Here is a 24,853-nt window from a genome sequence, read left to right on the forward strand (position 1 = left end):
TTTGAAGCTGGGATTCGGGATTCGGGATTCGGGATTCGCAAGAGCAAAAGCATCGCCCGCCAGCGGGCTCCTACCGGTGCTGCGTGGAATCCTGCGCATGCGAAAGAAAACGGCCCGGTACAAACCGGGCCGTTTCGTTTCGGGGAGCTACCCCTTCTGCCCCCCGGATCAAGTCCGGGGCAAGCTCTGCGGGCATCTTCCCCTGCAAGCAGGGGAAGACAAGCAGAATCGCTGGCGAAGCCAGCGAGGGTTGCTCAGGGGCGCCGCGCCAGTTCCGGGTTTTCCTTGGTCACCGGCATCAGATCCTTTTTCGACACGCCCAGCCACAGCAGGATCGGGCTGGCCACGAAGATCGAGGATAGCGTGCCGACCACGATGCCGATCAGCATGGTGACGGCGAAGCCGTGCACCGCAGTGCCACCGAAGAAGTACAGCGCGCCCATGGTGATGCCGGTGAACAGCGAGGTGATGATGGTGCGCGACAGCGTGTTGTTGATCGAGCGGTTGAGGATTTCCTCCGGCTCGGCCTTGCGCGCCAACCGGAACAGCTCGCGGATGCGGTCGAACACCACCACCTTGTCGTTGATCGAGTAGCCGATCACCGCCAGTACCGAGGCCAGCACGGTCATGTCGAACTCGCGCTGCACCAGCGCCAGGATGCCCAGCGTGACCAGCGTGTCGTGCACCTCGGTGACCACCGCGGCGATCGCGAAGCGGCGCTCGAAGCGGATCCACAGGTAGAACATGATGCCGAGGATCACGAACACCGCGGCCACCGTGCCGTCGCTGCGCAATTCCTGGCCCACCTGGGCGCTGACGTAGTCGCGGCTCTTCAGCTTCGCGTCCGGGCGGGCCACCTGCAGCACCTTGATCACGTCGGCGGCGATGCGGTCGAGGTTGAACTTGCCGTTGGCGTCGACGGCGCCGGGGTCGTCCTTCGGCTGCAGCCGGATCGACACCTCGCGGGTGCCGCCCATGCTCTGCACCATCGCGTTGTCGATGCCGCCCTTCTCCAGCGCATTGCGCACCTCGGAAATCTCCACCGACTGGCCGTAGTCGACGATCATCGAGACGCCGCCGGTGAAGTCCAGGCCATAGTTGAGGCCCCGGAACATGATCAGGCCGATCGAGGCAACCATCAGGAAAATGCCGATGGCAATGGTGTACTTGCGCATCCCCAGGAAGTGGATGTTGCTGTCGTGATTGAAAATTTCCATGATATTCCCGCCCTTACACCGAAAGGGTCTTGAGCTTGCGGTGGCCGTGGATCGCCGCGGTGAACGCATGGGTCAGCGTGACCGAGGTGAACAGCGAGGTCAGGATGCCGATCATCAGCGTCACGCCGAAGCCCTTGATCGCGCCGGTACCCATGGTGGTCAGCGCCAGCGCTGCGATCAGGTGGGTGACGTTGGCGTCCAGAATGGTCGACCATGCCTTTTCGTAGCCGGCGCGGATCGCCGCGTGCGGACTGGAGCCGTTGCGCAGTTCCTCGCGTATGCGTTCGCAGATCAGCACGTTCGCGTCGATCGCCATGCCCAGGGTCAGCACGATGCCGGCCACGCCGGGCATGGTCAGGGTGACACCGATCAAGGACATCACCGCCAGCAGGATCACCAGGTTGAAGAACAGCGCGATGTCGGCAACCAGACCGAACAGCTTGTAGTAGATCGCCGCCGCCAGCAGCACCAGCGCCAGGCCCAGCATCACCGCCTTGAAGCCCTTGTCGATGTTGTCCTGGCCCAGGCTGGCGCCGATCACGCTTTCCTCGACGATGTCCATCGGCGCGGCCAGCGCGCCGCCCTTGAGCAGCAGGGCCAGCTCGGAGGCTTCCTTCGCGCTGCCCAGGCCGGTGGTCTGGAACTGCTTGCTGAAGGGGCTCTGGATGGTGGCGTCGTTGATCACCGTCTCGGTGATCTTGGGCACGCGCACTTCCTTGCCGTCGACCACCTTGGTCTCATAGACCTGCTCCACGTACAGCACCGCCATCGGCTTGCCGACGTTGGCGTTGGTGAAGTCGCCCATCTTCTTGGCGCCGGCCGCGTTCAGGGTCACGTCGACCTTCGGCGTGCCGCTCTGCTGGTCGATGCCGGAGGAGGCGTCCACCAGCTGGTTGCCGGTCACGATGATCTGCTTGCTCACCAGCACCGGCCGGTTGTCGCCACGCATGTAGTACAGGTTGGCGTCCGGCGGGATGTTGCCGGTGCGGGCCGCTTCCACCGCGCGGGTGTCGCCGGGCTGGCCGATGCCGGGCCGGTACTGCAACGTGGCGACCGCGCCGATCAGCTTCTTCGCCTCGGCCGGGTCCTGCACACCGGCCAGCTCGACCACGATGCGGCTGTCGCCCTGCTGCTGGATCAGCGGCTCGGACACGCCCAGTGCATTGATGCGGTTGCGCAGCGTGCCCAGGTTCTGGGTGATCGCACTGCGCGACAGCTCGCGCAGCTTGTCCGGCTTGATCGCCACGTTCAGTACGAAGCGGTCACCGGTGCTGGCGCCGGAGGACACCAGCAGGTCGACGTACTCGTTGGCGATCGCGTCGGAGGCGGTGGAGCGGTCGTCGGCCGAGCGCAGGATCACCGCGATGCCCTGGCCGCCCGCGGCGTTGCGGGTGACCGATTCATAGCGGATGTTTTTCTGCCGCAGCAGGCTGCGGATGTCGTCCGCGTAGCTGTTCTCCTGCTTCTCGATCGCGTCCTTCTGGTCGACCTGCATCAGGAAGTGCACGCCGCCCTGCAGATCCAGGCCCAGCGGCATCGCGCGGGCGCCGATCGCGCTCAGCCAGCGCGGCACGTTGGACTGCAGCTTGAACGCCACCGTGTAGCCGTCGCCCAGCGCCGCCTTGATCTCCTCCAAGCCACTCTTCTGCACGTCGGAGTTGGCGAACGTGGCCAGCAGATGGTCGCCTTCCATGAATACGTCGGTGACCGCGATCTTCTTCGCCGTCAGCGCCGCCTGCACCTTCTGCTGTACCGCCTGGTTGATCGGCGGCGCATCGCGGTTGGCCGTGACCTGCACGGCCGGCACCGGCGGGAATGCATTCGGCAACGCATAGATGATGCCGAACAGCATCACCAGCGCAACCAGCGCGTATTTCCAGCGGGGAAAATCACTCATGATCGGGTCCTTTGCGAGCGTCCGTGATCGCGAACGTCAGGAAGCGGCCATCCATGGCCGAAGTTTATTTTTACGATCGTCCATGATCGCGAACGTCAAGAAGCGGCCATCCTTGGCCGCACTATTCGAAAAAGCGTCGCCCCTGGACATCCGGGGTCTCAGACGGACTTCAGCGAGCCCTTGGGCAGCACCTGCTGGACCGCGCCCTTCTGCACCTTGACCTTCACGTTGGCCGCGATCTCGACCGTGACGAAGGTCTCGCCAACCTCGTCCACGCGCCCGGCGATGCCACCGTTGGTAACCACCTCGTCGCCCTTGGCCAGGCCGGCGATCAGCGCGCGATGCTCCTTCTGCCGCTTCATCTGCGGGCGGATCATCATGAAATACATCAGGCCGAACAGCACCACCATCGTGATGATCAAGGATATGCCGCCACCCTGCGGCTGCGGTGCCGCGGCCTGGGCGATCACCAGGGAGATCGGAAAACTCATGGATTGGTCTCGCAAGTTATGGCGCCATCGAGGTTTTCGACAGGACGCCTGATAAAAGATTCCCGATTATGCCATGCACCCCCCAATGCGTGCACGGCAGCGCTGCCACCGGCCCGGACCCCGCCGGAACCGCCAGCTGGCGCCCCTGCAGCAGCCTTCCTACGAAACCGCGGCGCCCTGGCGGCGGGCGTAGAACTCCGCCACGAACGATTCCAGCGTGCGGCCGGCGATCGCCGCACGCAGACCGGCCATCAACCGCTGGTAGTAACGCAGGTTGTGCATGGTGGCGAGCTGGCTGCCGAGAATCTCGTTGCAACGGTCGAGATGGCGCAGGTAGGCGCGGCTGAAACCGTGGCTGCAGGCGTAGCAGTCGCAGCCCTCCTCGATCACGCTGGTGTCGGTGGCGTACTTCGCGTTGCGGATGCGCAGCGTGCCCCCGGCGGTGAACAGGAAACCGTTGCGCGCGTTGCGCGTCGGCATCACGCAATCGAACATGTCGATGCCGCGGCGCGCCGCCTCCACGATGTCTTCCGGCCGCCCCACGCCCATCAGGTAGCGCGGCTTGTCGGCCGGCAGCAGCGGCACGGTGAAATCCAGCGAGTGATTGCGCTCGGCCTCCGGCTCGCCCACCGCCAGGCCGCCCACTGCGTAGCCGTCGAAACCGAGCTTCACCAGCCCTTCCGCGGAGCGTCGGCGCAGGGTTTCATAGACGCTGCCCTGCACGATGCCGAACAGCGAATTCGGATTCTCCAAATCGTCAAACGCGCGGCGCGAGCGCTCGGCCCAGCGCAAGCTGAGCTCCATCGAATCGGCCGCCACCTTCTCCGTCGCCGGGTACGGCGTGCACTCGTCGAAGACCATCGCGATGTCGGAATCCAGCGTCTTCTGGATCTGCATCGACACTTCCGGCGACAGGAACACCTTCGAGCCATCCACCGGCGAGGCGAAGGTCACGCCTTCCTCGGTGATCCGGCGCTTGTGCGCCAGCGAGAACACCTGGAAACCGCCCGAGTCGGTGAGGATGGGCTTGTTCCAGCCGATGAAGCGATGCAGCCCGCCGAACGGCTCGATGACCTCCAGCCCCGGCCGCAGGAACAGGTGAAAGGTATTGCCCAGAATGATCTCGGCGCCGATCTCGGTAACGTCGCGCGGGGTCATCGCCTTGACCGAGCCGTAGGTGCCCACCGGCATGAACGCCGGCGTCTCCACCGTGCCGCGGGCAAACGTGAGGCGACCGCGGCGGGCGGCGCCGTCGGTGGCATGGAGGTCGAAGCGGAGGGAAGTCATCCGGGCATTATCGCGGGTTTTGCGCAAGGGGTTGCGCAAGGGGTCAGAGTCACTTTTCGCATGCGAAAAGTGACTCTGACCCCTCACCCCTTATCTTGCCCGACCCCGTGCGGCAGGATCAGCATGGCGTCGCCATACGAGAAGAAGCGGTAGCGCTGCTCGACCGCATGGCGGTACGCACCGAGCATGAATTCGCGCCCGGCCAGGGCGGACACCAACATCAGCAGGGTTGACTGCGGCAGGTGGAAATTGGTGATCAGGCCGTCGATGCTGCTGAAGCGGTAACCGGGGAAGATGAAGATCTGCGTCTCGCCGGCGAACGGGTGCAGCTCGCCGTCCCTGCTGGCGCTTTCCAGCGCGCGCACCACGGTGGTGCCCACCGCGATCACCCGCCCGCCGTTCGCACGGGCGCGGCGGATCTGCCCGATCAGGTGCGCGCCGACGTTGAGCCACTCGCGGTGCATGCGGTGGTCCTTGATGTCGTCCACGCGCACCGGCTGAAAGGTGCCGGCGCCCACATGCAGCGTGATGTAGCCGAAGTCGACGCCGCGCTCGCGCAGCCGGCCCAGCATCGGCTGATCGAAATGCAGCCCTGCGGTTGGCGCAGCGACCGCGCCGGGCTCGCGCGCGAACACGGTCTGGTAGCGTTCCATGTCGCTGGCGTCGGCGTGCCGCTCGATGTACGGCGGCAACGGCATCTCGCCCAGCTTCTGCAGCAGCTCCTCCAGCGGCTCTGGCGCCTCGAAACGCAACCGGAAGAAGCTTTCGTCGCGGCCCAGCACCAGCGCACGGCTGCCGTCGGCCAGCTCGATCCGGGCGCCCTCCTTCGGTTTCTTGCTCACCCCCAACTGCACCACCGCCTCGTGCGCGCCGGTGACCCGCTCGATCAGGATCTCCACCGCGCCGCCGGTGTCCTTGCGCCCGTACAGCCGCGCCGGCAGCACGCGGGTGTCGTTGAACACCAGCAGGTCACCCGGCCGCAGCAAGTCGGGCAGCTCGCGGAACATGCGGTCCTGCTGCGACTGCGCCGGCACATCCAGCAGCAGCATCCGGCTGGCCGAACGCTCCGGCAACGGCGCCTGCGCGATCAGCCCGGGCGGCAGCTCAAAATCGAAATCGGACTTCTTCAAGGGGCACAGCCGGTATCGGGAAACGGGGCATTATCCCGCAGCGGACCGATTCCCGTGCAGCGCCTACAGCCAGCCTTTTTGCCGCGCCAGCCGATACGCCTCGATGCGATTGGCGACACCGAGTTTGCCGATTGCCTCGGACGGGTCAGCGCACGGTGCCGTGCGACAGGTTCAGGTGTGCAGCGATGTCGCCGGCGGGCTGGCCCTCGCCGGCCAGGCGCCAGCCCTGCACCACTTCGAGCGGAACCGCGCCGAGGCAACGCACGCGCTTCAGCGCAGCTCATCGACGCTGCCTTCGTGGATCACTCTTCCGCGCGACATCACGCAGACGCGGTCGGCCAGCACCTCGGCCTCCTCCAGGTAATGCGTGGTCAACAGCTCCGAGCAACCCTTAGCCACCAATTGACGGATCGCCGCCCACAGCTTCCGCCGCGCCCCGATATCCATGCCCACGGTGGGCTCGTCCAGGATCTGCAGCTCGGGCCGGCCGCACAGCGCCAGCGCGAACTGCACGCGGCGCTGCTGGCCGCCGTAAAGCTTGCCGTAGGGCCGCAGCAGCAGGTCGGCGATGCCGCCAGCGTGGCGGTCTCGTCGCAGCCGCGCGGGTTCGGGTAATAGCTCATCGTCGGGCGCAGCAGCTCGCCCACGCGCAGCGTGGGCGGCAGACTGGCCGACTGCAGCATCACGCCGATGCGCCGGCGCACCTCGATGCGCTGCGGGTCGAGTCCGAACAGTTCGGCGCGACCCGTGTCCGGGCGAATCAATCCCAGCAGCAGGCTGATGCTGGTGCTCTTGCCGGCGCCGTTGGGACCGAGCAGGGCGAGCATTTCGCCGCGCCGCACGACGAGGTCCACGCGCCATCCATCCAGCGCGGCGAGTGGGCCGTAGCGCTTCACGGCGGCGGCAAGGCGGCAACGGTGGTGTCGTTCATGCGAGTGTCTCCTCTCGCCGCACAGCCTAGGCAGTGCGCGGCGTCGGCCCCAGTCGCCGCCGTCAATCATCGTGGGTGACAGCCGTCATCCACACGGCAAATTCTGCCCCAAGCGCCTGATCGGGCGAGGCAAAGCGCAGCGGCCATGGATCAGCCAGCCAGGCGTAGGGGGTACCGGGCAGGCCATGCCGCGAGTTATCCTCAGCATTCGTGGATACGCACCACCCGCCAAACCGGGCCGCGCGCCGCGGGAGCCGGGCTCCCCCCACGCACTACACGTTGGCCTGCTTCGCGCTGGGTGCGAGGCGCCGGCGGATCTGAGGAGATAGCCATGGGTGTGATCAACCAGTTGCGCGAACTGCGCGAATTCGGCGGCAAGCCGCGGACCGTCGGCCTGGACGACGCCACCATCGAGCGCATGGCGGCAAACGATCCCCTGCTGGGCCAGGCGGTGACCAACGCGGTGGCGCGCCATCGCGAGCTGCGTGCCGAGCTGGCGGCGGCTGGTATGGGTGATTTCCTCAAGCTCGACGAAGCTGAGCAGTTGGCCCGCGCACAGGCCGGTTTCGTCAACTTCTACCCGGACGACGCGATCAACCCGTACCTGCCGGCGGCCGCGCGCGGCCCGTGGATGGTCACCCTGAAGGGCGCCGTGGTGCACGACAACGGCGGCTACGGCATGCTCGGCTTCGGCCACAACAACCCGGCGATCCTGGCCGCGCTGGCCCGCCCGCAGGTGATGGCGAACGTGATGTCGCCCAGCGTGGCGCAGCTGCGCTTCACCGCGGCGCTGAACAAGGAACTGGGCCGCAGCCGCGGCGGCAGCCCGTACAAGCACTACCTGTGCCTGAACTCCGGCTCCGAATCGGTCTCGCTGGCCTGCCGCATCGCTGACGTCAACGCCAAGGCGATGACCGACACCGGCGCGCGCTACGCCGGCCGCACGATCAAGCGGCTGGCGGTGAAGGGCGCATTCCACGGCCGCACCGAGGCGCCGGCGCTGTACTCCGATTCCAGCCGCAAGACCTATCAGCAGAACCTCGCCAGCTACCGCCACGAGGACACCCTGATCACCGTGGCGCCCTACGACGTGGCGCAGCTGGAAGCCGCGTTTGCCGACGCCGACAAACATGGCTGGTTCATCGAGGCGATGTTCCTGGAGCCGGTGATGGGCGAAGGCGACCCCGGCCGCGCGGTGACCCCGGAGTTCTACCAGGCCGCGCGCGCGCTGACCGAATCGCACGGCAGCCTGCTGCTGGTCGACTCGATTCAGGCCGGCCTGCGCGCGCATGGCGTGCTGTCGTTCGTGGACTACCCCGGCTTCGAGGGCCTGCCACCGCCGGACATGGAAACCTTCTCCAAGGCGCTCAACGCCGGCCAGTACCCGCTCTCCGTGCTGGCCGTCGGCGACCGCGCCGCCGGGCTGTACCGCAAGGGCATCTACGGCAACACCATGACCGCCAACCCGCGCGCGCTGGACGTGGCCCTGGCCACGCTGGGCGAGCTCAGCGATGCCGTGCGCAGCAACATCCGCGAGCGCGGCAAGGAATTCGTCGACAAGCTCAACGCGCTGAAGAACGAGCTGGGCGGCCTGATCACCAAGGTGCAGGGCACCGGCCTGCTGTTCTCCTGCGAGCTGGCCGCGGACTACAAGTGCTACGGCGCCGGTTCCACCGAGGAATACATGCGCGAGCACGGCGTCGGCGTGATCCATGGCGGCGCCAACTCGCTGCGCTTCACCCCGCACTTCAACGTCACCAGCGCCGAGGTCGACCTGATCGTGTCGCATGTACGCCGGGCGCTGCTGGAAGGCCCGCGCAAGGCCAAGGCCGAGGCGGCCTGAACCGAACCCGCTGCGGCGACACTTGACGCGTCGCCGCAGCTGAATACTTCGTGCATGTCAGGTTCCACCCACTCCCGCCGCAGTGGCCGCCGGGCATAGACTGCCCGCGCCGGCGCTCGCCGGTCACCTAGGGAGGGTTCAACGATGTCGATGTCACTTCGTCTGCTTGCCGTCAGTGCCGCGCTGGCTTTCGCCGGTGCCGCCTTCGCAGCCACGCCGCAAGCCAGCACCGCCGCTGCTCCGGCCACCAAGCCACACACGGCGCAGCAGCAGCGCATGGTCGATTGCAACAAGCAGGCCACCGGCAAGAAAGGGGCCGAGCGCAAGACTTTCATGAGCAGCTGCCTGAAAGGTGGCAGCGCCGCAGCGGCCACCGCACCCACGGCGAAACAGGCCCAGCAGGAAAAGATGAAGACCTGCAACACCGACGCCACCGCCAAGGGGCTCAAGGGCGCGGACCGCAAGACCTTCATGAGCAGCTGCCTGAAGGGCAACGCCGCCACACCGTAAGACCTTCTGCAACTCCGGCCCCGCCGGCGCCCGTTCCTGCGTGCGCCGGCGGGGCCACTTCGCTAAGCTTCCCGACTGTCGCGCCCGCACCGCCCGGAAAGACAGTCATCCATGAAGATCGTCGAAGTGCGCCACCCGCTGATCCAGCACAAGCTCGGCCTGATGCGCCGTGCCGGCATCAGCACCAAGGAGTTCCGCGAGCTGGCTTCCGAGGTCGCCGCACTGCTCACCTACGAGGCCACCAAGGACCTGGAAACCGTCGAGGAAGAAATCGAGGGCTGGGCCGGGCCGCTGCAGGTGCACCGGATCAAGGGCAGGAAGATCACCATCGTGCCGATCCTGCGCGCCGGCCTGGGCATGCTGCCAGGCGTGCTCGACCTGATTCCCGCGGCCAAGGTCAGCGTGGTCGGCCTGCAGCGCAACGAGCACACGCTGAAGCCGACCACCTACTACGAGAAGCTCAGCGGGCGCATGGACGAGCGCATCGCACTGATCGTCGACCCGATGCTGGCCACCGCCGGCACCCTGGTCGCCACCGTCGACATGCTCAAGGCGGCAGGCTGCAAACGCATCAAGGGGCTGTTCCTGGTCGCCGCGCCGGAAGGCCTGGAGCGCATCACCGCCGCCCATCCCGACATCGAGATCTACACCGCCGCAATCGACCAGCGCCTCAACGAACGCGGCTACATCCTGCCCGGCCTCGGCGACGCCGGCGACAAGATCTTCGGCACCAAGCAGCTGCCAGCGAACGACTGACCGACACCTGGGTAGGAGCCCGCTGGCGGGCGATGCTTTGAAAGCCGGGATTCGGGATTCGCAAGAGCATCGTCCGCAAGCGCGGCTCCTACCCGTCATGGCTCGCCTCACCGGCCGAAGCGGTCGGTCGCCTCGATCAGCTCATGCACGTTGCCCGGCTCGAACGCCGAATGGCCGGCATCCTGCACGATGCGCAGCTCCGCCTCGGACCACGCCCGATGCAGGTCCCATGCGCTGCGCAACGGGCACACCACGTCGTAGCGGCCCTGCACGATCACCGCCGGGATGTGGCGGATGCGCCCGACGTTGCGCAGCAGCTGGTCGTCGTGCTCGAAGAAGCCGCCGTTGACGAAGTAATGGCACTCGATACGCGCGAACGCCAACGCGAACTCATCCTCGCCGCTGGACTCGATGTGCGACTGGTCCTGCCACAGGAAGCTGGTGGCGCCCTCCCATACTGACCAGGCACGTGCCGCGTCGGTACGCGTCTTCGCATCGGTGCTGGTCAGGCGGCGGTGGTACGCGCTCATCAGGTCGCCGCGTTCGACCTCGGGGATCGCGTTGAGATAGGTTTCCCACGCATCCGGATAAAGCGCATCGCAACCCTTCTGGTAGAACCACTCCAGCTCCCAGCGGCGCAGCATGAAGATGCCGCGCAACACCAGCTCGGTGACCTTGTCCGGGTGCGTCTGCGCATACGCCAGCGCCAGCGTGGAACCCCACGAACCGCCGAACACCTGCCAGCGGTCGATGCCGAGATGCCCGCGCAGGCGCTCGATGTCGGCGACCAGGTCCCAGGTGGTGTTGTCGGTCAACTCGGCATGCGGCGTGGACTGGCCGCAGCCGCGCTGGTCGAACAGCACGATGCGGTAGATCGCCGGGTCGAAGAAACGCCGGCATTTCGGATTGGTGCCGCCGCCCGGGCCGCCATGCAGGAACACCACCGGCTTGCCGTGCGGGTTGCCGCTCTGTTCGTAGTACAGCGTGTGCACGGGCGAAACCGGCAGGAAGCCGCTGTCGAACGGCTCGATTTCGGGGTACAGCGAACGCAGCGGCGACGACGGCATGACGGCTCCTCGGGATCGGCTAACAAGCCCGCAAGACTAGCATGGGCGCGGCTTGCGGACCTTCAGTCAGGCGCGAACAGCTTGCCTGGATTGAGCACGCCGTTGGGGTCGAACACCCGGCGCACCCCGCGCATCAGCGCGATCTCCGCCGCACTGCGGGTGCTTTCCAGATACGCCCGCTTGACCAGGCCGATGCCGTGCTCGGCCGAGATGCTGCCGCCATGGCGCTGCAGTGTCGCCGCCAGCAGCGCGGTGACGTGTTCGCACTGGGCGATGAACGCGTCCTCCACCAGGCCGTCCGGGCGCAGCACGTTGATGTGCAGGTTGCCGTCGCCGATGTGGCCGAACCAGACCACCTCGGCCTGCGGATACTCGCGCGCCAGCAACGCCTGCATCTCGTGCAGGAACGCCGGCACCGCGCTGATCCGCACCGACACGTCGTTCTTGTACGGCCGCCGCGGCGCCAGGCTCTCGGTGATGCCCTCGCGCAGCCGCCATAGCGCGGCGGCCTGCGCTTCGCTCTGCGCGATCACGCCGTCGCTGATCCAGCCTTCCGCCATGCCCTGCTCGAACGCGGCCAACGCGGCCTCCTGCTGCCGCTCGTCGGCCGCATCGAATTCGGTCACCACGTAGTAGGGATGGTCGCCGTCGATGGCGCGCTGCGCGCCGTGCGCCAGCACGTGCCGCAACGCATGGTCGGTGAAGAACTCGAACGCCTGCAGGACGAGCCGCGCGCGGAACAGTGCGAACACCTGCATCAACGCATCCATGTCCGGCAGCGCCAGCAGCATCACTTGCGACGGCGGCGGCGGATCGGTGAGCTTCAAGGTCGCCTCCACCACGATGCCGAGCGTGCCTTCCGAACCGACCAGCAGCTGGCGGAAATCGTAGCCGCTGGAGTTCTTGATCAGCCCGCGGTTGAGCTCAAGCAACTCGCCGTTGCCGGCTACCACTTTCAGCCCGGCGATCCATTCACGCGTGTTGCCGTAGCGGATCACCCGGATGCCGCCGGCGTTGGTGGCGATGTTGCCGCCGATCGAGCACGAGCCGCGCGCGGCGAAATCGACCGGGTAGACCAGGCCGCGCTCGCGCGCCGCCTCGTGCACGTGCTGCAGGATCATGCCCGGCTGCACGGTGAGCATGCGGTCGACCGCGTCGAAATCCAGCACCCGGTTCATCCGCTCCAGGCTCAACACCAGCTCGCCGTTGGCCGCCACCGCGCCGCCGGACAGGCCGGTGCGGCCACCGGACGGCACGATCGCCACGCGCGACTCGTTCGCCCAGCGCACGATGGCCTGCACCTCTTCGGTGCTGGTCGGCAGCGCGATGGCCAGCGGCGCCGGCGTCCAGCGGCGGGTCCAGTCGCGGCCGTAATGCTCCAGCTCGGCGGGTGCGTTGAGCACGCGCAGCTCCGGCAACCGGCGGGACAGTTCGGCGAGGCGAGGGTCGGACATGCTTGGGCTCCTGGGGCGTTCCCGCAGCCTGCCAGCCGCTTCGCCCCGCGTCCAGTGCTGCAGCGCCGCAAAATCTGGCATAGTGGGCGACAACGCCACTCGACCCGGGACGACCATGCAGACCTCCTACCCTCGCCAGGACATCAAGGTATTGCTGCTGGAAGGCGTCAGCGCCAGCGCGGTCGACAACTTCCGCCGCGCCGGCTACAGCCAGGTCGAGCTGCATGCCAAGTCACTGCCCGAAAACGAACTGAAGGCGCGCATCGCCGACGCGCACATCGTCGGCATCCGTTCGCGCACCCAGCTCACCGCCGAGGTGCTGGCCCAGGCCAAGCGGCTGATCGCAGTGGGCTGCTTCTGCATCGGCACCAACCAGGTGGATCTGGGCGCCGCGCGCAGGCTCGGCGTGCCGGTGTTCAACGCGCCCTACTCCAACACCCGCAGCGTGGCCGAACTGGTGATCGCCGAGGCGATCATGCTGCTGCGCGGTATTCCGCAGAAAAACGCGCAGTGCCATCGCGGCGGCTGGTCCAAGTCGGCCAGCGGCAGCTACGAGACGCGCGACAAGGTGCTCGGCATCGTCGGCTACGGCCACATCGGCACCCAGGTCGGCGTGCTGGCCGAGAGCATGGGCATGCGGGTGATCTTCCACGACATCGAGACCAAGCTGGCGCTCGGCAACGCACGCGCCGTGTCCAGCCTGGACGAGCTGCTGGAACGCGCCGACGTGGTCACTCTGCACGTGCCGGAAACCCCTGCCACCCGGATGATGATCCGTCGCGAGCAACTGGCGAAGATGCGCGCCGGCGCGATGCTGATCAACGCCTCGCGCGGCAGCGTGGTGGACATCGACGCGCTGGCCGCCGTGCTGCGCGCCGGCCACCTCTCCGGCGCCGCGGTGGACGTGTTCCCGACCGAACCCAAGGGCAACGACGACCCCTTCGTCTCGCCGCTGGTCGGTCTGGACAACGTGATCCTTACCCCGCACATCGGCGGCAGCACGCTGGAGGCGCAGGACAACATCGGCATCGAGGTGGCCAGCAAGCTGGTCCGCTACAGCGACAACGGCTCCACCCTGTCGGCGGTGAACTTCCCCGAAGTGGCCCTGCCCGAACACCCGCACAGCCGCCGCCTGCTGCACATCCACCGCAACGTGCCAGGCACGCTGTCGCGCATCAACGAGCTGTTCTCGGCCGGCAACATCAACATCGACGCGCAGTTCCTGCAGACCGACGGCGAAGTCGGCTACGTGGTGATCGACGTCAGCGCCGACGAGGCCCAGGCCAGCGAGCTGAAGGCGAAGCTGGCGGCAATCCCCGGGACGCTGCGCAGCCGGGTGTTGTATTAGGAACCCACTCCCTGCAGCGAAGTCACAAGCAGTCCGACACACAAGAGTGCGTTCGCGCTCAATCGTGAGGCGAGGCACACAAGAAAAACCCCGCAGAAGCGGGGTTTTTCTTGCTGCATCAACCGCAGGCCTTCAAGAGGTGGCCTGTCGGAGCACGCTTCACCACATCCTCTTGGCGTTTGGTCGCCTTGACGAGGACTTCGCGATATACCTTGTTCTTTTCGGATGAGGACGCGTTACGGATGAACTCCGCCATCGCGCTTCGCTCAACCTTTTTGGCGGTGAAGATACCCATCAGTCACTCACGTATTTCATGGTTGAAATGGCTACTCTCAAGCGCTTTTCATCGTACGCTTCGGGTGCGTGGTGATCAACGTTCTGGATGTTCGCTTGGTAGGATCGATTTGATCCATCATTGTTCTTCAGAAGTAGGTCAATTTTGATATCGGCACCATACTTCGCTTTTAAAGCGTCAACGACCCTTCGGGACTCAAAATATTGACTTATAAAGGTTTCTAGGTCAATACGACGCCCCTCGACGGCTTCCCTAGCGCAGACGAACTGCCAAGCCTGACACGGGTCCTGATACACATACAGAACCTGAACCACCCGCTTGTGCTGCAGCGATCGCTCTATGTTGTATCGAGCTTTGTTCCCGTTGGTCTAGCGTTCCGTCAAGTAGGAAGCTCTGGTCGTTGTCGAACACAAAGTCGATCATCTTGTCGACGATGATCGAGACCGCCGGCTGAAAGAGGTGGGCGTTGCCGCCGTTGTACATCGGAAATTCCGACCGCAGGTCGTCTGGGTCAATCCGAATGGTTGGCCCGACCGCAGCGACAAGCTCGATCGACGCCTCAGTTTTACCGGCTCCTGGCGACCCCGCCATGAAGATCGAGACCGGATCCTTTTCAGGTGGGTACTGTTCTTTTGAACACAACCTTCGAGCAATGTTCTTCTTGTTTGCTTTCGCGAACGCGATGGCATCGCCTTTGATCTGGTCGTCTGTCATGGCATCTCTCCCTCCGGCCGATCCTAGCAGCGAGAGGCGCATCTAATACGCACCGCATTCCTGGCCCTCAGCGACCCAGCAGATCACCCTTGGCTCGCGTACCCCGAGCCATCCTACGGACTTGGAGGGACTCAATGGGGGTGCCGATGTAGACAACAAAAAACCGCGCCAGAGCGCGGTTTCAGTGACATTCCGGATTGTCTAGAGTAGTCCAATTGGTCGGGGCGGCCGGATTCGAACCGACGACCCTCTGCCCCCCAGGCAGATGCGCTACCAGACTGCGCTACGCCCCGACGAAACGGCAATTCTAGCAGCTTGATGCCCGCTGCCGGAAGCGCGAATCGCGCTTCAGCGGCGCAGCAGGGTCAGCACTTCTTCCAGTTCCATCCGCACCTGGCGCACGATCTGGTGCGAGATGCTCGCTTCCATCCGCGCCTGCGGACCTTCCAGACGCGCGCGCGCACCGGTAATGGTGAAACCCTCGTCGTACAGCAGCGAGCGGATCTGGCGGATCATCAGCACGTCGTGGCGCTGGTAGTAGCGGCGGTTGCCGCGGCGCTTGACCGGGTTGAGGGCAGGAAACTCCTGCTCCCAGTAGCGCAGCACGTGGGGCTTCACCCCGCACAACTCGCTGACTTCACCGATGGTGAAGTAGCGCTTGGCCGGGATGGCGGGCAGCTCGGTGTTATTCCCTTGGTCCAGCATAGCCCTCGACTCTTACCTTGAGTTTCTGTCCCGGCCGGAACGTCACCACGCGCCGGGCGGAGATCGGAATCTCCTCGCCGGTCTTCGGGTTGCGCCCGGGCCGCTGGTTCTTCAGTCGCAGGTCGAAATTGCCGAAGCCGGACAACTTCACCTGTTCGCCGTTTTCCAGGGCTCCGCGGACCACCTCGAAATAGGCGTCCACGAACTCCTTCGCCTCGCGCTTGTTGAGGCCCACGTCGAGGAAAAGCCGCTCGGCCATTTCCGCCTTGGTCAGAGCCATCTCACCCTCGCAACTTTGCCTTGCATGATTGCTCCAACGCCGCTATGGCCTCGCGTACGCAACGGTCCGCGTCGTCGTCGGTAAGCGTGCGTGAAGCGTCCTGTAAAATCAAGCCCATAGCGAGGCTTTTTCGGCCTGCTTCGACTCCCTTGCCGCTGTAGCGGTCAAACAGGCGCAGTTCTTTCAGGCGTTCGCCCAGCGTGCGGCGAACCGTCTGCTCGATTTGTGACCAGTGGACCGTTTCCGGCAGGTCCATGGCAAGGTCGCGGCGCACGGCCGGGAACCGGGGCACTGCCTGCGCCTGGGGCAGGCGGCGCGCCAGCAGCGGCTCCAGCGCCAGTTCCAGCACATGCACGTCCGGGCCCAGGTCCAGCGCCTTGGCCAATTGCGGGTGCAGGGCGCCGAGGTGACCCACGATGAGGCCATCGCGCGTCACCCGGGCACCGCGCCCCGGGTGCAGCCAGCCCGGCAGGCCATCGGCATGCACCGACCAGCGCTGCGGCTCGCCGCCCCAGGCGAGCAGCGCATCCAGGTCGCCCTTGAGATCGAAGAAATCCAGCGCCCGCGTCGGTTCGCCCCATTGCTCGGCACGAGCCTTGCCACAGGCCACGATGGCCAGACTGGGCGTCTCGACCGGCGGATTGCCCTGCGCAAACACGCGAGCGACCTCGAACAGCCGCACCCGTTCCTGCTGGCGTGCGCGATTGTGGCGCAGTGCCTCGATCAGCCCCGGCAGCAGCGAGGGCCGCATCACCGCCAGATCGGCCGACAGCGGGTTGGCCAGCGGCACCAGTTGCCCGGTGAAGCCCCACTCCGCCAGCAGCTCGGCCGCCACGAAGGACAGGTTGACGGCCTCGTAGTAGCCGCGCGCGGCCAACTGCTCGCGCAGCGCCAGTTCGTTGATGCGCGCCTCCGGCTCGATAGCCAGGGTCAGCGCGCCAGCCGGGGTAGCCGTGGGAATGTTGTCGTAGCCGAAAATGCGCGCGACTTCCTCGATCAGGTCCTCTTCGCGTTCGATGTCGAAACGGCTGCTCGGCGCGGTGACCTGCCAGCCGTCGGTCGTCGCCGCGACCTGCATGCCCAGCGCGGTGAAGATGCGCGCCACTTCGGCGTCGGCCACGTCCACGCCGAGCACGCGCTGCAGACGCGCACGGCGCAGGACGACCGGAGCCGGTTTCGGCAGGTCGGCCGGATTCTCCGCCACCAGTACCGGGCCGGCCTTGCCGCCGGCGATCGCCAGCAGCAGCTCGCTGGCGCGCTCCAGCGCACGGCGCGGCAGTTCCGGGTCGACACCGCGCTCGAAGCGATGCGAGGCATCGGTGTGCAGGCCCAGCTTGCGCGCGCGGCCCATGATCGCGGCGGGTGCGAAATGCGCGGATTCCAGGAACACGTTGCGGGTGGCGTCGGTGACGCGCGAGTCGTGGCCACCCATCACGCCGGCCACGGCCAGCGCCTTCTTTTCGTCGGCGACCAGCACGAAGCTTTCGTCCAGTTTCGCCTCGTTGCCGTCAAGCAGCTTCAGCGTCTCGCCGCTGCGCGCGTGGCGCACCACGATGTCGCCCTCGAGCGTGTCGTTGTCGAACGCATGCAGCGGCTGGCCCAGTTCCAGCATCACGTAGTTGGTGACGTCGACCACCGCGCTGATCGGACGCAGGCCCGCGCGGCGTAGTCGCTCGGCCAGCCACAGCGGCGAGCGTGCCATCGGGTCGATGCCTTCGATGATGCGGCCAAGGTAACGCGGCGCATCCCTGCCCGCTTCCAGGCGGATGCCGCGACGCGCATCGCCGGTCACCGGCACGCTTGCTGCTGCCGGCAGCTTCACCATGCTGCCGAACAGCGCAGCCACGTCGTGCGCCAGGCCGACCATGCTCAGGCAATCAGGGCGGTTCGGGGTGAGCTTCAGCTCGAAGCTGGCATCCGGCAGACCAAGATAAGCAGCCAGCGGCTGGCCGACCGGCGCAGCGGCCGGCAGCTCCAGCAGGCCGGAGGCGTCGGCGTCGATGCCCAGTTCCTTCGCCGAGCACAGCATGCCGAACGATTCCACGCCGCGCAGCCTGGCCGCCTTGATGGCGATGCCGCCCGGCAACTTTGCACCGACCGTCGCCAGCGGCACCTTGATGCCAACGCGCGCGTTGGGCGCGCCGCAGACGATCTGCAACGGATCGCTCTGCCCCGCATCGACCTTGCACACCTGCAGCCGGTCGGCCTGTGGGTGCTTTTCGGCGGCGACGATCTCGGCCACCACCACGCCGGCCAGGTCGTCGCCCAGCGGCGTAACTTCTTCCACTTCCAGCCCGGCCATGGTCAGCGCATGGGCCAGTTCGGCACGATCGGCCTGCACATCCACCAGTTCGCGCAGCCAGTTTTCGGAGAATTTCATGGATTGAAGTCCGGGATTCGAGATTGGGGATTAGGGATTCGGAAAAGCGGGAAATCGAGGCTCTTGCGAATCCCGAATCCCCAATCCCGAATCCCGTTCCTCAAGCAAACTGCCTGAGGAAACGCAGATCGTTCTCGAAGAACGCGCGCAGGTCGGAAACGCCGTAGCGCAGCATCGCGAAGCGCTCCACGCCGAGGCCGAACGCGAAGCCGGTGTAGCGCTCCGGGTCGATGCCGCAGTTCTTCAGCACGTTCGGATGCACCATGCCGCAGCCGAGCACCTCCAGCCAGCGGGTGGAGCCGTCCTCGGCGTCCCAGCGAATGTCCACCTCGGCCGACGGCTCGGTGAACGGGAAGTAGCTGGGGCGGAAGCGCATCTCGAAGTCGCGCTCGAAGAACGCACGGATGAACTCGGCCAGAGTGCCCTTGAGGTCGGCGAAACTCGATGTCTCGTCGACCAGCAGACCCTCGATCTGGTGGAACATCGGCGAGTGGGTCTGGTCCGAGTCGCTGCGGTAGACCTTGCCCGGCGCGATGATGCGGATCGGCGGCTGGCGGCCGGCCATCGCGCGGATCTGCACCGGTGAGGTATGCGTGCGCAGCAGGCGGCGGTCGCCGCTGCCTTCGCCAGCAACGTAGAAGGTGTCATGCATGGCGCGCGCCGGGTGATGCGGCGGGAAATTCAGCGCCTCGAAGTTGTGCCAGTCGTCCTCGATCTCCGGGCCGTCGGCACGCTGGTAGCCGAGCCGCGCGAAGATCGATGCAATGCGCTCCAGCGCACGGGTGATCGGATGGATGCCGCCGCGCTCGCCGTCGCGGCCCGGCAGCGAGATGTCGATCGTCTCGGAGGACAGTCGGTGATCGAGCTCGGCCTGCTCCAGGCTCGCCTTGCGCGCGGCCAGCGCGCCGGCGAGGCGTTCCTTGACGAGGTTCACCTCGGCGCCGCGCGCCTTGCGCTCATCCGGCGCCAGCGCGCCCAGTGCCTTCAGCGCGGCGGTGACGATGCCGCTCTTGCCCAGCAGGCCGACGCGCAGCGCATCGAGCGCCTCCAGCGTGTCGGCCCTGTCGATGTCGGCCAGCGCCTGCGCGGCGCGGCTGTCCAGGTCATCCATCGATGCGGTTCCGTATGAAGTGCACAGAAACAAAAACGGGGAGAAGGCTTTGGCCTCCTCCCCGCGAACGTTCGCTCTTTTGAAGAGTGCGGCCATGGATGGCCGCTCCTGATCTTCGCGATCAAGGATGAGCGTACAGACTACGCCGCCAGACTGGCCTTCGCTTTCTCGGCGATCGCGCCAAACGCCTTGATGTCGTGCACGGCGATATCCGCGAGGACCTTGCGGTCGACGGTGATGCCGGCCTTGGAGAGGCCATTGATCAGGCGGCTGTAGGACAGCCCGAACATGCGCGCGGCGGCGTTGATGCGCACGATCCACAGCGCACGGAACTGGCGCTTGCGCTGCTTGCGGCCGATATAGGCGTACTGGCCGGCCTTGACCACGGCCTGGTTGGCAACGCGGAAGACCTTGCGGCGGGCGTTGTAGTAGCCCTTGGCGCGGCCGATGATTTTCTTGTGACGACGACGGGCGGTGACGCCACGCTTTACACGAGCCATGGTCTATCTCCTCACAAGTACGGCAGCATGCGAGCCACGCCCGGGGCGTCGCACGCCTTGAGGTGGTTCGGTGCACGAAGACCACGCTTCTGCTTGGTCGACTTCTTGGTCAGGATGTGCGACTTGAACGCATGGCCGCACTTGATCTTGCCCGACGCGGTCTTGCGAAAACGCTTCGCCGCCGCCCGGTTGGTCTTGATCTTGGGCATGGGATTGCTCCTTGTATGGGGTCCGCCCTGCGCGGGCAGCCCCGGTTTCTGACTGATCTGGCGGTGGCGGCGTCCCGGAGGACCTGGCCACGCTTTCCGTCCTGCCATGATCGGTGCACGACCCTTCCAGGCGGGTCGAACCCGTAATCATACGGGTTCAAAAAGCCAAACACCAGCACGAAGTGCTCACGATGGCCTCCTCTCCCTTCGGGAGAGGATTGAGGTGAGGGTGCGGGGCTTGCCCCGCTCCAATCCAATAAAGCGCTTTCTACCTTTGCCTCCTCTCCCTTCGGGAGAGGATTGAGGTGAGGGTACAGGGCTTGCCCCCGCTATCCAATAAGGCGGCTACTCCGGGAGACGCGGTGAAAGAGCATCGCCCGCGAGCGGGCTCCTACCAAAGGCGACCGGCTTACTTCTTCTTCGGCCCGATCATCATGACCATCTGGCGCCCTTCCAGCCGCGGGAACGACTCGACCTGGCCGTTGTCGCCGACGTCTTCCTGGATCTTCTTGGCCAGGTTCTGGCCGAGGTCCTGATGGGACATCTCGCGGCCGCGGAAGCGGATGGTGACCTTGACCTTGTCGCCCTCTTCCAGGAAGCGGAGCATGTTGCGCAGCTTGATCTGGTAGTCGCCCACGTCCGTGACCGGACGGAACTTCACTTCCTTGATCTCGACCTGCTTCTGCTTCTTCTTGGCGGCCTGCGCCTTCTTCTGGGCTTCGAACTTGAACTTGCCGTAATCCATGATGCGGCAGACCGGCGGGTCGCCGTTCGGCTGAATCTCGACCAGATCCATGCCTGCTTCCTGCGCCAGGCTGAGCGCCTCGTCACGGCTGAGGATGCCGAGCTGTTCCGAGTCAGCGCCGATCACGCGTACACGCGGCACGCGGATTTCCAGGTTACGACGATTGCCCTTGTTGTCGGTGGTAGCGATACCACGATCCTCCAGAAGAAGTAATGAAACAGACCGCCCGGCGCTCAGCGCCGGATTTCGGTCTCCAGTCGTTCGACGAAGCCGGCCAGCGGCATGCTGCCCAGGTCCTCGCCGGAACGGGTACGTACAGAAACGGCACCCGTTTCCCTCTCACGATCACCGACCACGAGAAGATAAGGCACTTTCTGCAGCGTATGTTCGCGGATTTTATAGCCGACTTTCTCGTTGCGCAAATCCGATTGTACCCGGAAACCTTTGTCGACAAGGGCTTGCGTCACTTCCCGAACGTAATTGGCCTGCGCATCGGTGATATTGATCACCACCGCCTGCACCGGGGCCAGCCAGGCCGGCAGCAGGCCGGCGTGATGTTCGATCAGGATGCCGATGAAGCGCTCCATCGAGCCGACGATGGCCCGGTGCAGCATCACCGGATGCCGCTTCTGCGAGTGCTCGTCCACGTATTCGGCACCCAGCCGCTCGGGCATCATGAAGTCGACCTGCATGGTGCCGACCTGCCAGTCGCGACCGATCGAATCCTTCATGTGGTACTCGATCTTGGGGCCGTAGAACGCGCCCTCGCCCGGCAGTTCGGTCCACTTCACCCCGGCCGCGGACAACGCGCCGCGCAGCGCCGCCTCGGCACGATCCCACACATCATCGTCGCCGATGCGCTTGTCCGGCCGCAGGGCCAGCGCAACATCGATGTCGTTGAAACCGAAGTCGGCATACACCTGCATGGCCTGGCGGTGGAACTCGGTGACTTCCGATTCAATCTGCCCGGGCGTGCAGAAGATGTGGCCATCATCCTGGGTGAACGCACGCACGCGCATGATGCCGTGCAGCGCGCCGGACGGCTCGTTGCGGTGGCAGCCGCCGAACTCGCCGTAGCGCAGCGGCAGGTCGCGGTAGCTGCGCAAGCCCTCGTTGAAGATCTGCACGTGGCCGGGGCAGTTCATCGGCTTCAGCGCAAACGTGTGCTTCTCCGATTCGGTGAAGAACATGTTCTCCTTGTAGTTGTCCCAGTGGCCGGACTTCTTCCACAGCGACACGTCCAGCACCATCGGGCAGCGCACTTCCTGGTAGCCGCTCTTCCTGTACACGCCGCGCATGTACTGCTCGACCTGCTGCCAGATCGCCCAGCCGTTCGGGTGCCAGAACACCATGCCCGGGCTCTCTTCCTGCTGGTGGAACAGGTCGAGCTGCTTGCCGATCTTGCGGTGGTCGCGTTTCTCGGCCTCCTCCCGCTGGTACAGGTAGGCCTTCAGGTCCTTGTCGTTGAGCCACGCGGTGCCGTAGATGCGGCTGAGCATCGCGTTGTTCGAATCGCCGCGCCAGTACGCACCGGCTACCTTCATCAGCTTGAACGAATGCAGCTTGCCGGTGTTCGGCACGTGCGGGCCGCGACACAGGTCGGTGAACGCGCCCTGCGAATACAGCGACAGCTCCTGATCCGCCGGGATGCCCTCGATGATCTCGACCTTGTAGCTCTCGCCGATGCCGCGGAAGAACGCCACCGCCTCGTCGCGCGACTTCACACTGCGCGTCACCGGCAACTGCTCGGCCACGATCTTGTGCATCTCCGCCTCGATCTTCGGCAGGTCGTCCGGGGTGAACGGGCGCTCGTAGGCGAAGTCGTAATAGAAGCCGTTGTCGATCACCGGGCCGATGGTGACCTGCGCGCCCGGGAACAGCCGCTGCACGGCCTGGCCCATCAGGTGCGCGGTGGAGTGGCGCAGGATCTCCAGCGCCTCGGGGCTCTTCTCGGTGACGATCTGCAGGCTAGCGTCGTGCTCGATCGGGAAGCCGGCGTCGACCAGCTTGCCATCGACCTTGCCGGCCAACGTGGCCTTGGCCAGGCCGGCGCCGATCGAGGCAGCCACGTCCTGCACGGTGACGGGGTGGTCGAACGGCTTCTTGCTGCCGTCGGGTAGCGTGATTTCAATCATGGGGCTTCTCTGGAAAAGCAAAAAAGGGCATGACGCCCTTTCTTTGTCAACGAAGGCGTGGTGGCGGTCAGTGGTGGAAGCAGGTAGTTGCCATGTCGCACACTCGGCCGGCGCGCAGCGCGGGCCACCTCAGATCTCGTGGGTGATGCCGAAACGCTAGTTTAGCCCGGATGGCCTGTCAATCCACGCCCGACGCAACCTGACCGGCCGGGCCCGACGATACAATGCCGTCGATCTTCCGAGGACACTCCATGCGCATCCTGGTCACCGGCACCGCCGGCTTCATCGGCGCCGCCCTGGCGCAGCGCCTGCTGGCGCGTGGCGACGTGGTGCATGGCATCGACAACCACAACGACTACTACGACCCGGCGCTGAAGGAAGCCCGCCTGGCACGCTTCATCGACCACCCGGACTATACCCACCAGCGCGCCGACCTGGCCGACGCCGCGGCAGTGGACCACGCCTTCGCCACGTTCCGGCCGCAACGGGTGGTGAACCTGGCCGCGCAGGCCGGCGTGCGCTATTCGCTGCAGAACCCGCGCGCCTATGTGCGCAGCAACCTGGACGGCTTCCTCAACGTTCTCGAAGGCTGCCGCCACGGCAAGGTCGAGCACCTGGTGTACGCCTCGTCCAGCTCGGTCTACGGCGCCAACCGCAAGCTGCCGTTCGCGGTGGAGGATGCGGTCGATCACCCGGTCAGCCTGTACGCAGCCAGCAAGAAGGCGAACGAGTTGATGGCGCACAGCTACAGCCATCTCTATGGCTTGCCCACCACCGGCCTGCGCTTCTTCACCGTGTACGGGCCATGGGGTCGGCCGGACATGTCGCCGATGCTGTTCGCCGACCGCATCAGCCGCGGCGAGCCGATCGACGTGTTCAACCACGGCCACCACAGCCGCGACTTCACCTACATCGACGACATCGTCGAGGGCGTGATCCGCACGCTCGACCACCCGGCCGAACCGGACCCGGCCTACGACGCCGAGCGGCCGAACCCCGGCACCTCCAATGCGCCGTACCGCGTCTACAATCTCGGCAACGACCAGCCGGTGCAGCTGCTGCGCTTCATCGAACTGCTGGAACAGCACTTCGGCCGTACGGTGGAAAAGCGCCTACTACCGATGCAGCCCGGCGACGTGCCGGACACCTGGGCCGACGTGTCGGCACTACGCCGCGACGTGGGCTACGCGCCGAATACCTCGATCGAGGACGGCGTGGCCAAGTTCGTGGCGTGGTACCGCGAGTACTTCAATCGCTGAACGCAGGAGCCCGCTGGCGGGCGATGCTTTTGGAGCCGGGATTCGGGATTCGGGATTCGCAACGGCAAAAGCATCGCCCGCGAGCGGGCCCCTACAAGCGATGGGACGCTGGCTTCAGAACGGCTTGGCGAGCACCAGCCAGATCACGGCCAGCAACAGCAGCACCGGCGGCTCGTTGAGCCAGCGCAGCGCGCGCGATGACGGCAGTGCGCCGCCCTTCTCGCTGCGCTTGAGCATGCGCCCGGCCCACACGAAATACGCCAGCAGGACGGCGACCAGGGTCAGCTTGGCGTCGATCCAGTGCGTGCCGGCGGTCACGTCGGGCAGGGACTGCGGAAACACCCGCCAGCCCTGCCACAGCACCAGCCCGAACAGGAAGGCGATGCCGAACATGTTGTGGCCGAACTTGTACAGCCGCCGCCCCATCAATTGCAGCCGCGCCAGCACCGCCGGTTCGTGCGCCGCCTCGGCGATGTTCACCAGGATCCGCGGCAGGTAGAACACCGTGGCCATCCAGGCGATGACGAACAGCAGGTGCAACGACTTGATCAGCAGGTAGGTCATGGCGAAACCGCGTGGCCGCTGCAGG

24 protein-coding genes, 1 tRNA gene and 2 pseudogenes are annotated in these 24,853 nt (G+C 65.8%); 5 read left to right on the forward strand and 22 right to left on the reverse strand.

Going from position 1 to position 24,853, the window contains the following annotated elements; all coding sequences use genetic code 11:
• Window positions 1-254: 254 nt before the first annotated feature.
• The 7 genes and pseudogenes from secF to AC3WTD_RS14970 form a co-directional block, all read right to left on the reverse strand.
• Complete coding sequence (gene secF, locus AC3WTD_RS14940) at window positions 255-1,217, reverse strand: protein translocase subunit SecF (RefSeq protein ID WP_492614262.1); 963 nt, start codon at window positions 1,215-1,217, stop codon at window positions 255-257.
• Between the two features lie 13 nt (window positions 1,218-1,230).
• Window positions 1,231-3,114 carry a protein translocase subunit SecD gene (gene secD / locus AC3WTD_RS14945; RefSeq protein WP_492614263.1) on the reverse strand — a complete coding sequence of 628 codons (1,884 nt, stop codon included), beginning with the start codon at window positions 3,112-3,114 and terminating at the stop codon, window positions 1,231-1,233.
• 158 nt (window positions 3,115-3,272) lie between these two features.
• On the reverse strand, window positions 3,273-3,605 hold the full coding sequence (yajC, locus tag AC3WTD_RS14950) for a preprotein translocase subunit YajC (protein ID WP_027493813.1): 333 nt from the start codon (window positions 3,603-3,605) through the stop codon (window positions 3,273-3,275).
• 159 nt (window positions 3,606-3,764) lie between these two features.
• Complete coding sequence (tgt, locus tag AC3WTD_RS14955; RefSeq protein ID WP_492614264.1) at window positions 3,765-4,892, reverse strand: tRNA guanosine(34) transglycosylase Tgt; 1,128 nt, start codon at window positions 4,890-4,892, stop codon at window positions 3,765-3,767.
• Window positions 4,893-4,975: 83 nt separating this feature from the next.
• Window positions 4,976-6,022 carry a tRNA preQ1(34) S-adenosylmethionine ribosyltransferase-isomerase QueA gene (queA, locus tag AC3WTD_RS14960; RefSeq protein ID WP_027493815.1) on the reverse strand — a complete coding sequence of 349 codons (1,047 nt, stop codon included), beginning with the start codon at window positions 6,020-6,022 and terminating at the stop codon, window positions 4,976-4,978.
• Window positions 6,023-6,085: 63 nt separating this feature from the next.
• Window positions 6,086-6,242, reverse strand: a pseudogene (locus AC3WTD_RS14965) (LuxR C-terminal-related transcriptional regulator); the annotation flags it as partial.
• A pseudogene (locus AC3WTD_RS14970) lies at window positions 6,243-6,978 on the reverse strand (ABC transporter ATP-binding protein); the annotation flags it as partial.
• A 306-nt stretch (window positions 6,979-7,284) separates the two neighbouring features.
• On the opposite strand from AC3WTD_RS14970, the gene AC3WTD_RS14975 reads away from it, so the two are divergent.
• From AC3WTD_RS14975 to upp, 3 genes are all read left to right on the forward strand, one after another.
• Window positions 7,285-8,796 carry an aminotransferase class III-fold pyridoxal phosphate-dependent enzyme gene (locus tag AC3WTD_RS14975; RefSeq protein ID WP_492614265.1) on the forward strand — a complete coding sequence of 504 codons (1,512 nt, stop codon included), beginning with the start codon at window positions 7,285-7,287 and terminating at the stop codon, window positions 8,794-8,796.
• A 144-nt stretch (window positions 8,797-8,940) separates the two neighbouring features.
• Window positions 8,941-9,306: a PsiF family protein gene (locus AC3WTD_RS14980; protein WP_027493817.1), complete on the forward strand. Its 366-nt coding sequence runs from the start codon at window positions 8,941-8,943 to the stop codon at window positions 9,304-9,306.
• 111 nt (window positions 9,307-9,417) lie between these two features.
• Complete coding sequence (gene upp / locus AC3WTD_RS14985; protein WP_492614266.1) at window positions 9,418-10,062, forward strand: uracil phosphoribosyltransferase; 645 nt, start codon at window positions 9,418-9,420, stop codon at window positions 10,060-10,062.
• A 107-nt stretch (window positions 10,063-10,169) separates the two neighbouring features.
• Here upp and pip read toward each other — a convergent pair whose 3' ends face one another.
• Window positions 10,170-11,129, reverse strand: coding sequence for a prolyl aminopeptidase (gene pip / locus AC3WTD_RS14990; RefSeq protein ID WP_037090403.1), 960 nt, complete (start codon window positions 11,127-11,129; stop codon window positions 10,170-10,172).
• 62 nt (window positions 11,130-11,191) lie between these two features.
• Window positions 11,192-12,583, reverse strand: coding sequence for an FAD-binding oxidoreductase (locus tag AC3WTD_RS14995; protein ID WP_492614267.1), 1,392 nt, complete (start codon window positions 12,581-12,583; stop codon window positions 11,192-11,194).
• A gap of 115 nt (window positions 12,584-12,698) precedes the next feature.
• Between AC3WTD_RS14995 and serA the strand changes: the two genes are divergently transcribed.
• Entirely contained in the window at window positions 12,699-13,931 is a 1,233-nt protein-coding gene (gene serA / locus AC3WTD_RS15000) for a phosphoglycerate dehydrogenase (protein ID WP_492614268.1), read from the forward strand.
• A 118-nt stretch (window positions 13,932-14,049) separates the two neighbouring features.
• Here the strand turns inward: serA and AC3WTD_RS15005 are convergent, their stop codons facing one another.
• The 12 genes from AC3WTD_RS15005 to thrS all read right to left on the reverse strand — a co-directional run bounded on the left by AC3WTD_RS15005 (window position 14,050) and on the right by thrS (window position 23,005).
• Window positions 14,050-14,226, reverse strand: coding sequence for a hypothetical protein (locus AC3WTD_RS15005; RefSeq protein WP_167316987.1), 177 nt, complete (start codon window positions 14,224-14,226; stop codon window positions 14,050-14,052).
• Window positions 14,226-14,540, reverse strand: coding sequence for a zeta toxin family protein (locus tag AC3WTD_RS15010; protein ID WP_492614269.1), 315 nt, complete (start codon window positions 14,538-14,540; stop codon window positions 14,226-14,228). Before AC3WTD_RS15010 ends, AC3WTD_RS15005 begins: the two co-directional genes overlap by 1 nt.
• Window positions 14,479-14,940: a zeta toxin family protein gene (locus AC3WTD_RS15015; protein WP_492614270.1), complete on the reverse strand. Its 462-nt coding sequence runs from the start codon at window positions 14,938-14,940 to the stop codon at window positions 14,479-14,481. The genes AC3WTD_RS15010 and AC3WTD_RS15015 overlap by 62 nt, the downstream gene beginning before the upstream one ends.
• 216 nt (window positions 14,941-15,156) lie before the next feature.
• Window positions 15,157-15,233: transfer RNA gene (locus AC3WTD_RS15020), tRNA-Pro, on the reverse strand.
• 55 nt (window positions 15,234-15,288) lie between these two features.
• Window positions 15,289-15,645 carry a MerR family transcriptional regulator gene (locus tag AC3WTD_RS15025; protein ID WP_007512073.1) on the reverse strand — a complete coding sequence of 119 codons (357 nt, stop codon included), beginning with the start codon at window positions 15,643-15,645 and terminating at the stop codon, window positions 15,289-15,291.
• A complete protein-coding gene (ihfA, locus tag AC3WTD_RS15030; RefSeq protein WP_007512071.1) occupies window positions 15,626-15,925 on the reverse strand; it encodes an integration host factor subunit alpha in 300 nt (99 codons plus the stop codon). Before ihfA ends, AC3WTD_RS15025 begins: the two co-directional genes overlap by 20 nt.
• Before the next feature lies 1 nt (window position 15,926).
• Window positions 15,927-18,305 (reverse strand): phenylalanine--tRNA ligase subunit beta, encoded by a 2,379-nt coding sequence (pheT, locus tag AC3WTD_RS15035; protein WP_027493822.1) that lies wholly within the window; start codon window positions 18,303-18,305, stop codon window positions 15,927-15,929.
• Window positions 18,306-18,405: 100 nt separating this feature from the next.
• The gene (gene pheS, locus AC3WTD_RS15040) at window positions 18,406-19,416 is read right to left on the reverse strand and encodes a phenylalanine--tRNA ligase subunit alpha (RefSeq protein WP_492614271.1); all 1,011 of its coding nucleotides are present in this window, start codon (window positions 19,414-19,416) and stop codon (window positions 18,406-18,408) included.
• 140 nt (window positions 19,417-19,556) lie between these two features.
• Entirely contained in the window at window positions 19,557-19,916 is a 360-nt protein-coding gene (gene rplT / locus AC3WTD_RS15045) for a 50S ribosomal protein L20 (protein ID WP_027493824.1), read from the reverse strand.
• Window positions 19,917-19,927: 11 nt separating this feature from the next.
• On the reverse strand, window positions 19,928-20,125 hold the full coding sequence (rpmI, locus tag AC3WTD_RS15050) for a 50S ribosomal protein L35 (protein WP_007512063.1): 198 nt from the start codon (window positions 20,123-20,125) through the stop codon (window positions 19,928-19,930).
• 409 nt (window positions 20,126-20,534) lie between these two features.
• Window positions 20,535-21,059 carry a translation initiation factor IF-3 gene (gene infC / locus AC3WTD_RS15055; RefSeq protein WP_304412458.1) on the reverse strand — a complete coding sequence of 175 codons (525 nt, stop codon included), beginning with the start codon at window positions 21,057-21,059 and terminating at the stop codon, window positions 20,535-20,537.
• Between the two features lie 44 nt (window positions 21,060-21,103).
• Complete coding sequence (thrS, locus tag AC3WTD_RS15060; protein ID WP_492614272.1) at window positions 21,104-23,005, reverse strand: threonine--tRNA ligase; 1,902 nt, start codon at window positions 23,003-23,005, stop codon at window positions 21,104-21,106.
• Window positions 23,006-23,256: 251 nt separating this feature from the next.
• Between thrS and AC3WTD_RS15065 the strand changes: the two genes are divergently transcribed.
• Window positions 23,257-24,264 carry an NAD-dependent epimerase gene (locus tag AC3WTD_RS15065; RefSeq protein WP_492614273.1) on the forward strand — a complete coding sequence of 336 codons (1,008 nt, stop codon included), beginning with the start codon at window positions 23,257-23,259 and terminating at the stop codon, window positions 24,262-24,264.
• A gap of 114 nt (window positions 24,265-24,378) precedes the next feature.
• Here the strand turns inward: AC3WTD_RS15065 and AC3WTD_RS15070 are convergent, their stop codons facing one another.
• On the reverse strand, window positions 24,379-24,828 hold the full coding sequence (locus tag AC3WTD_RS15070) for a CopD family protein (RefSeq protein WP_492614274.1): 450 nt from the start codon (window positions 24,826-24,828) through the stop codon (window positions 24,379-24,381).
• Between the last annotated feature and the right edge of the window lie 25 nt (window positions 24,829-24,853).

It is taken from the genome of Rhodanobacter sp. FW106-PBR-R2A-1-15 (assembly GCF_058789735.1).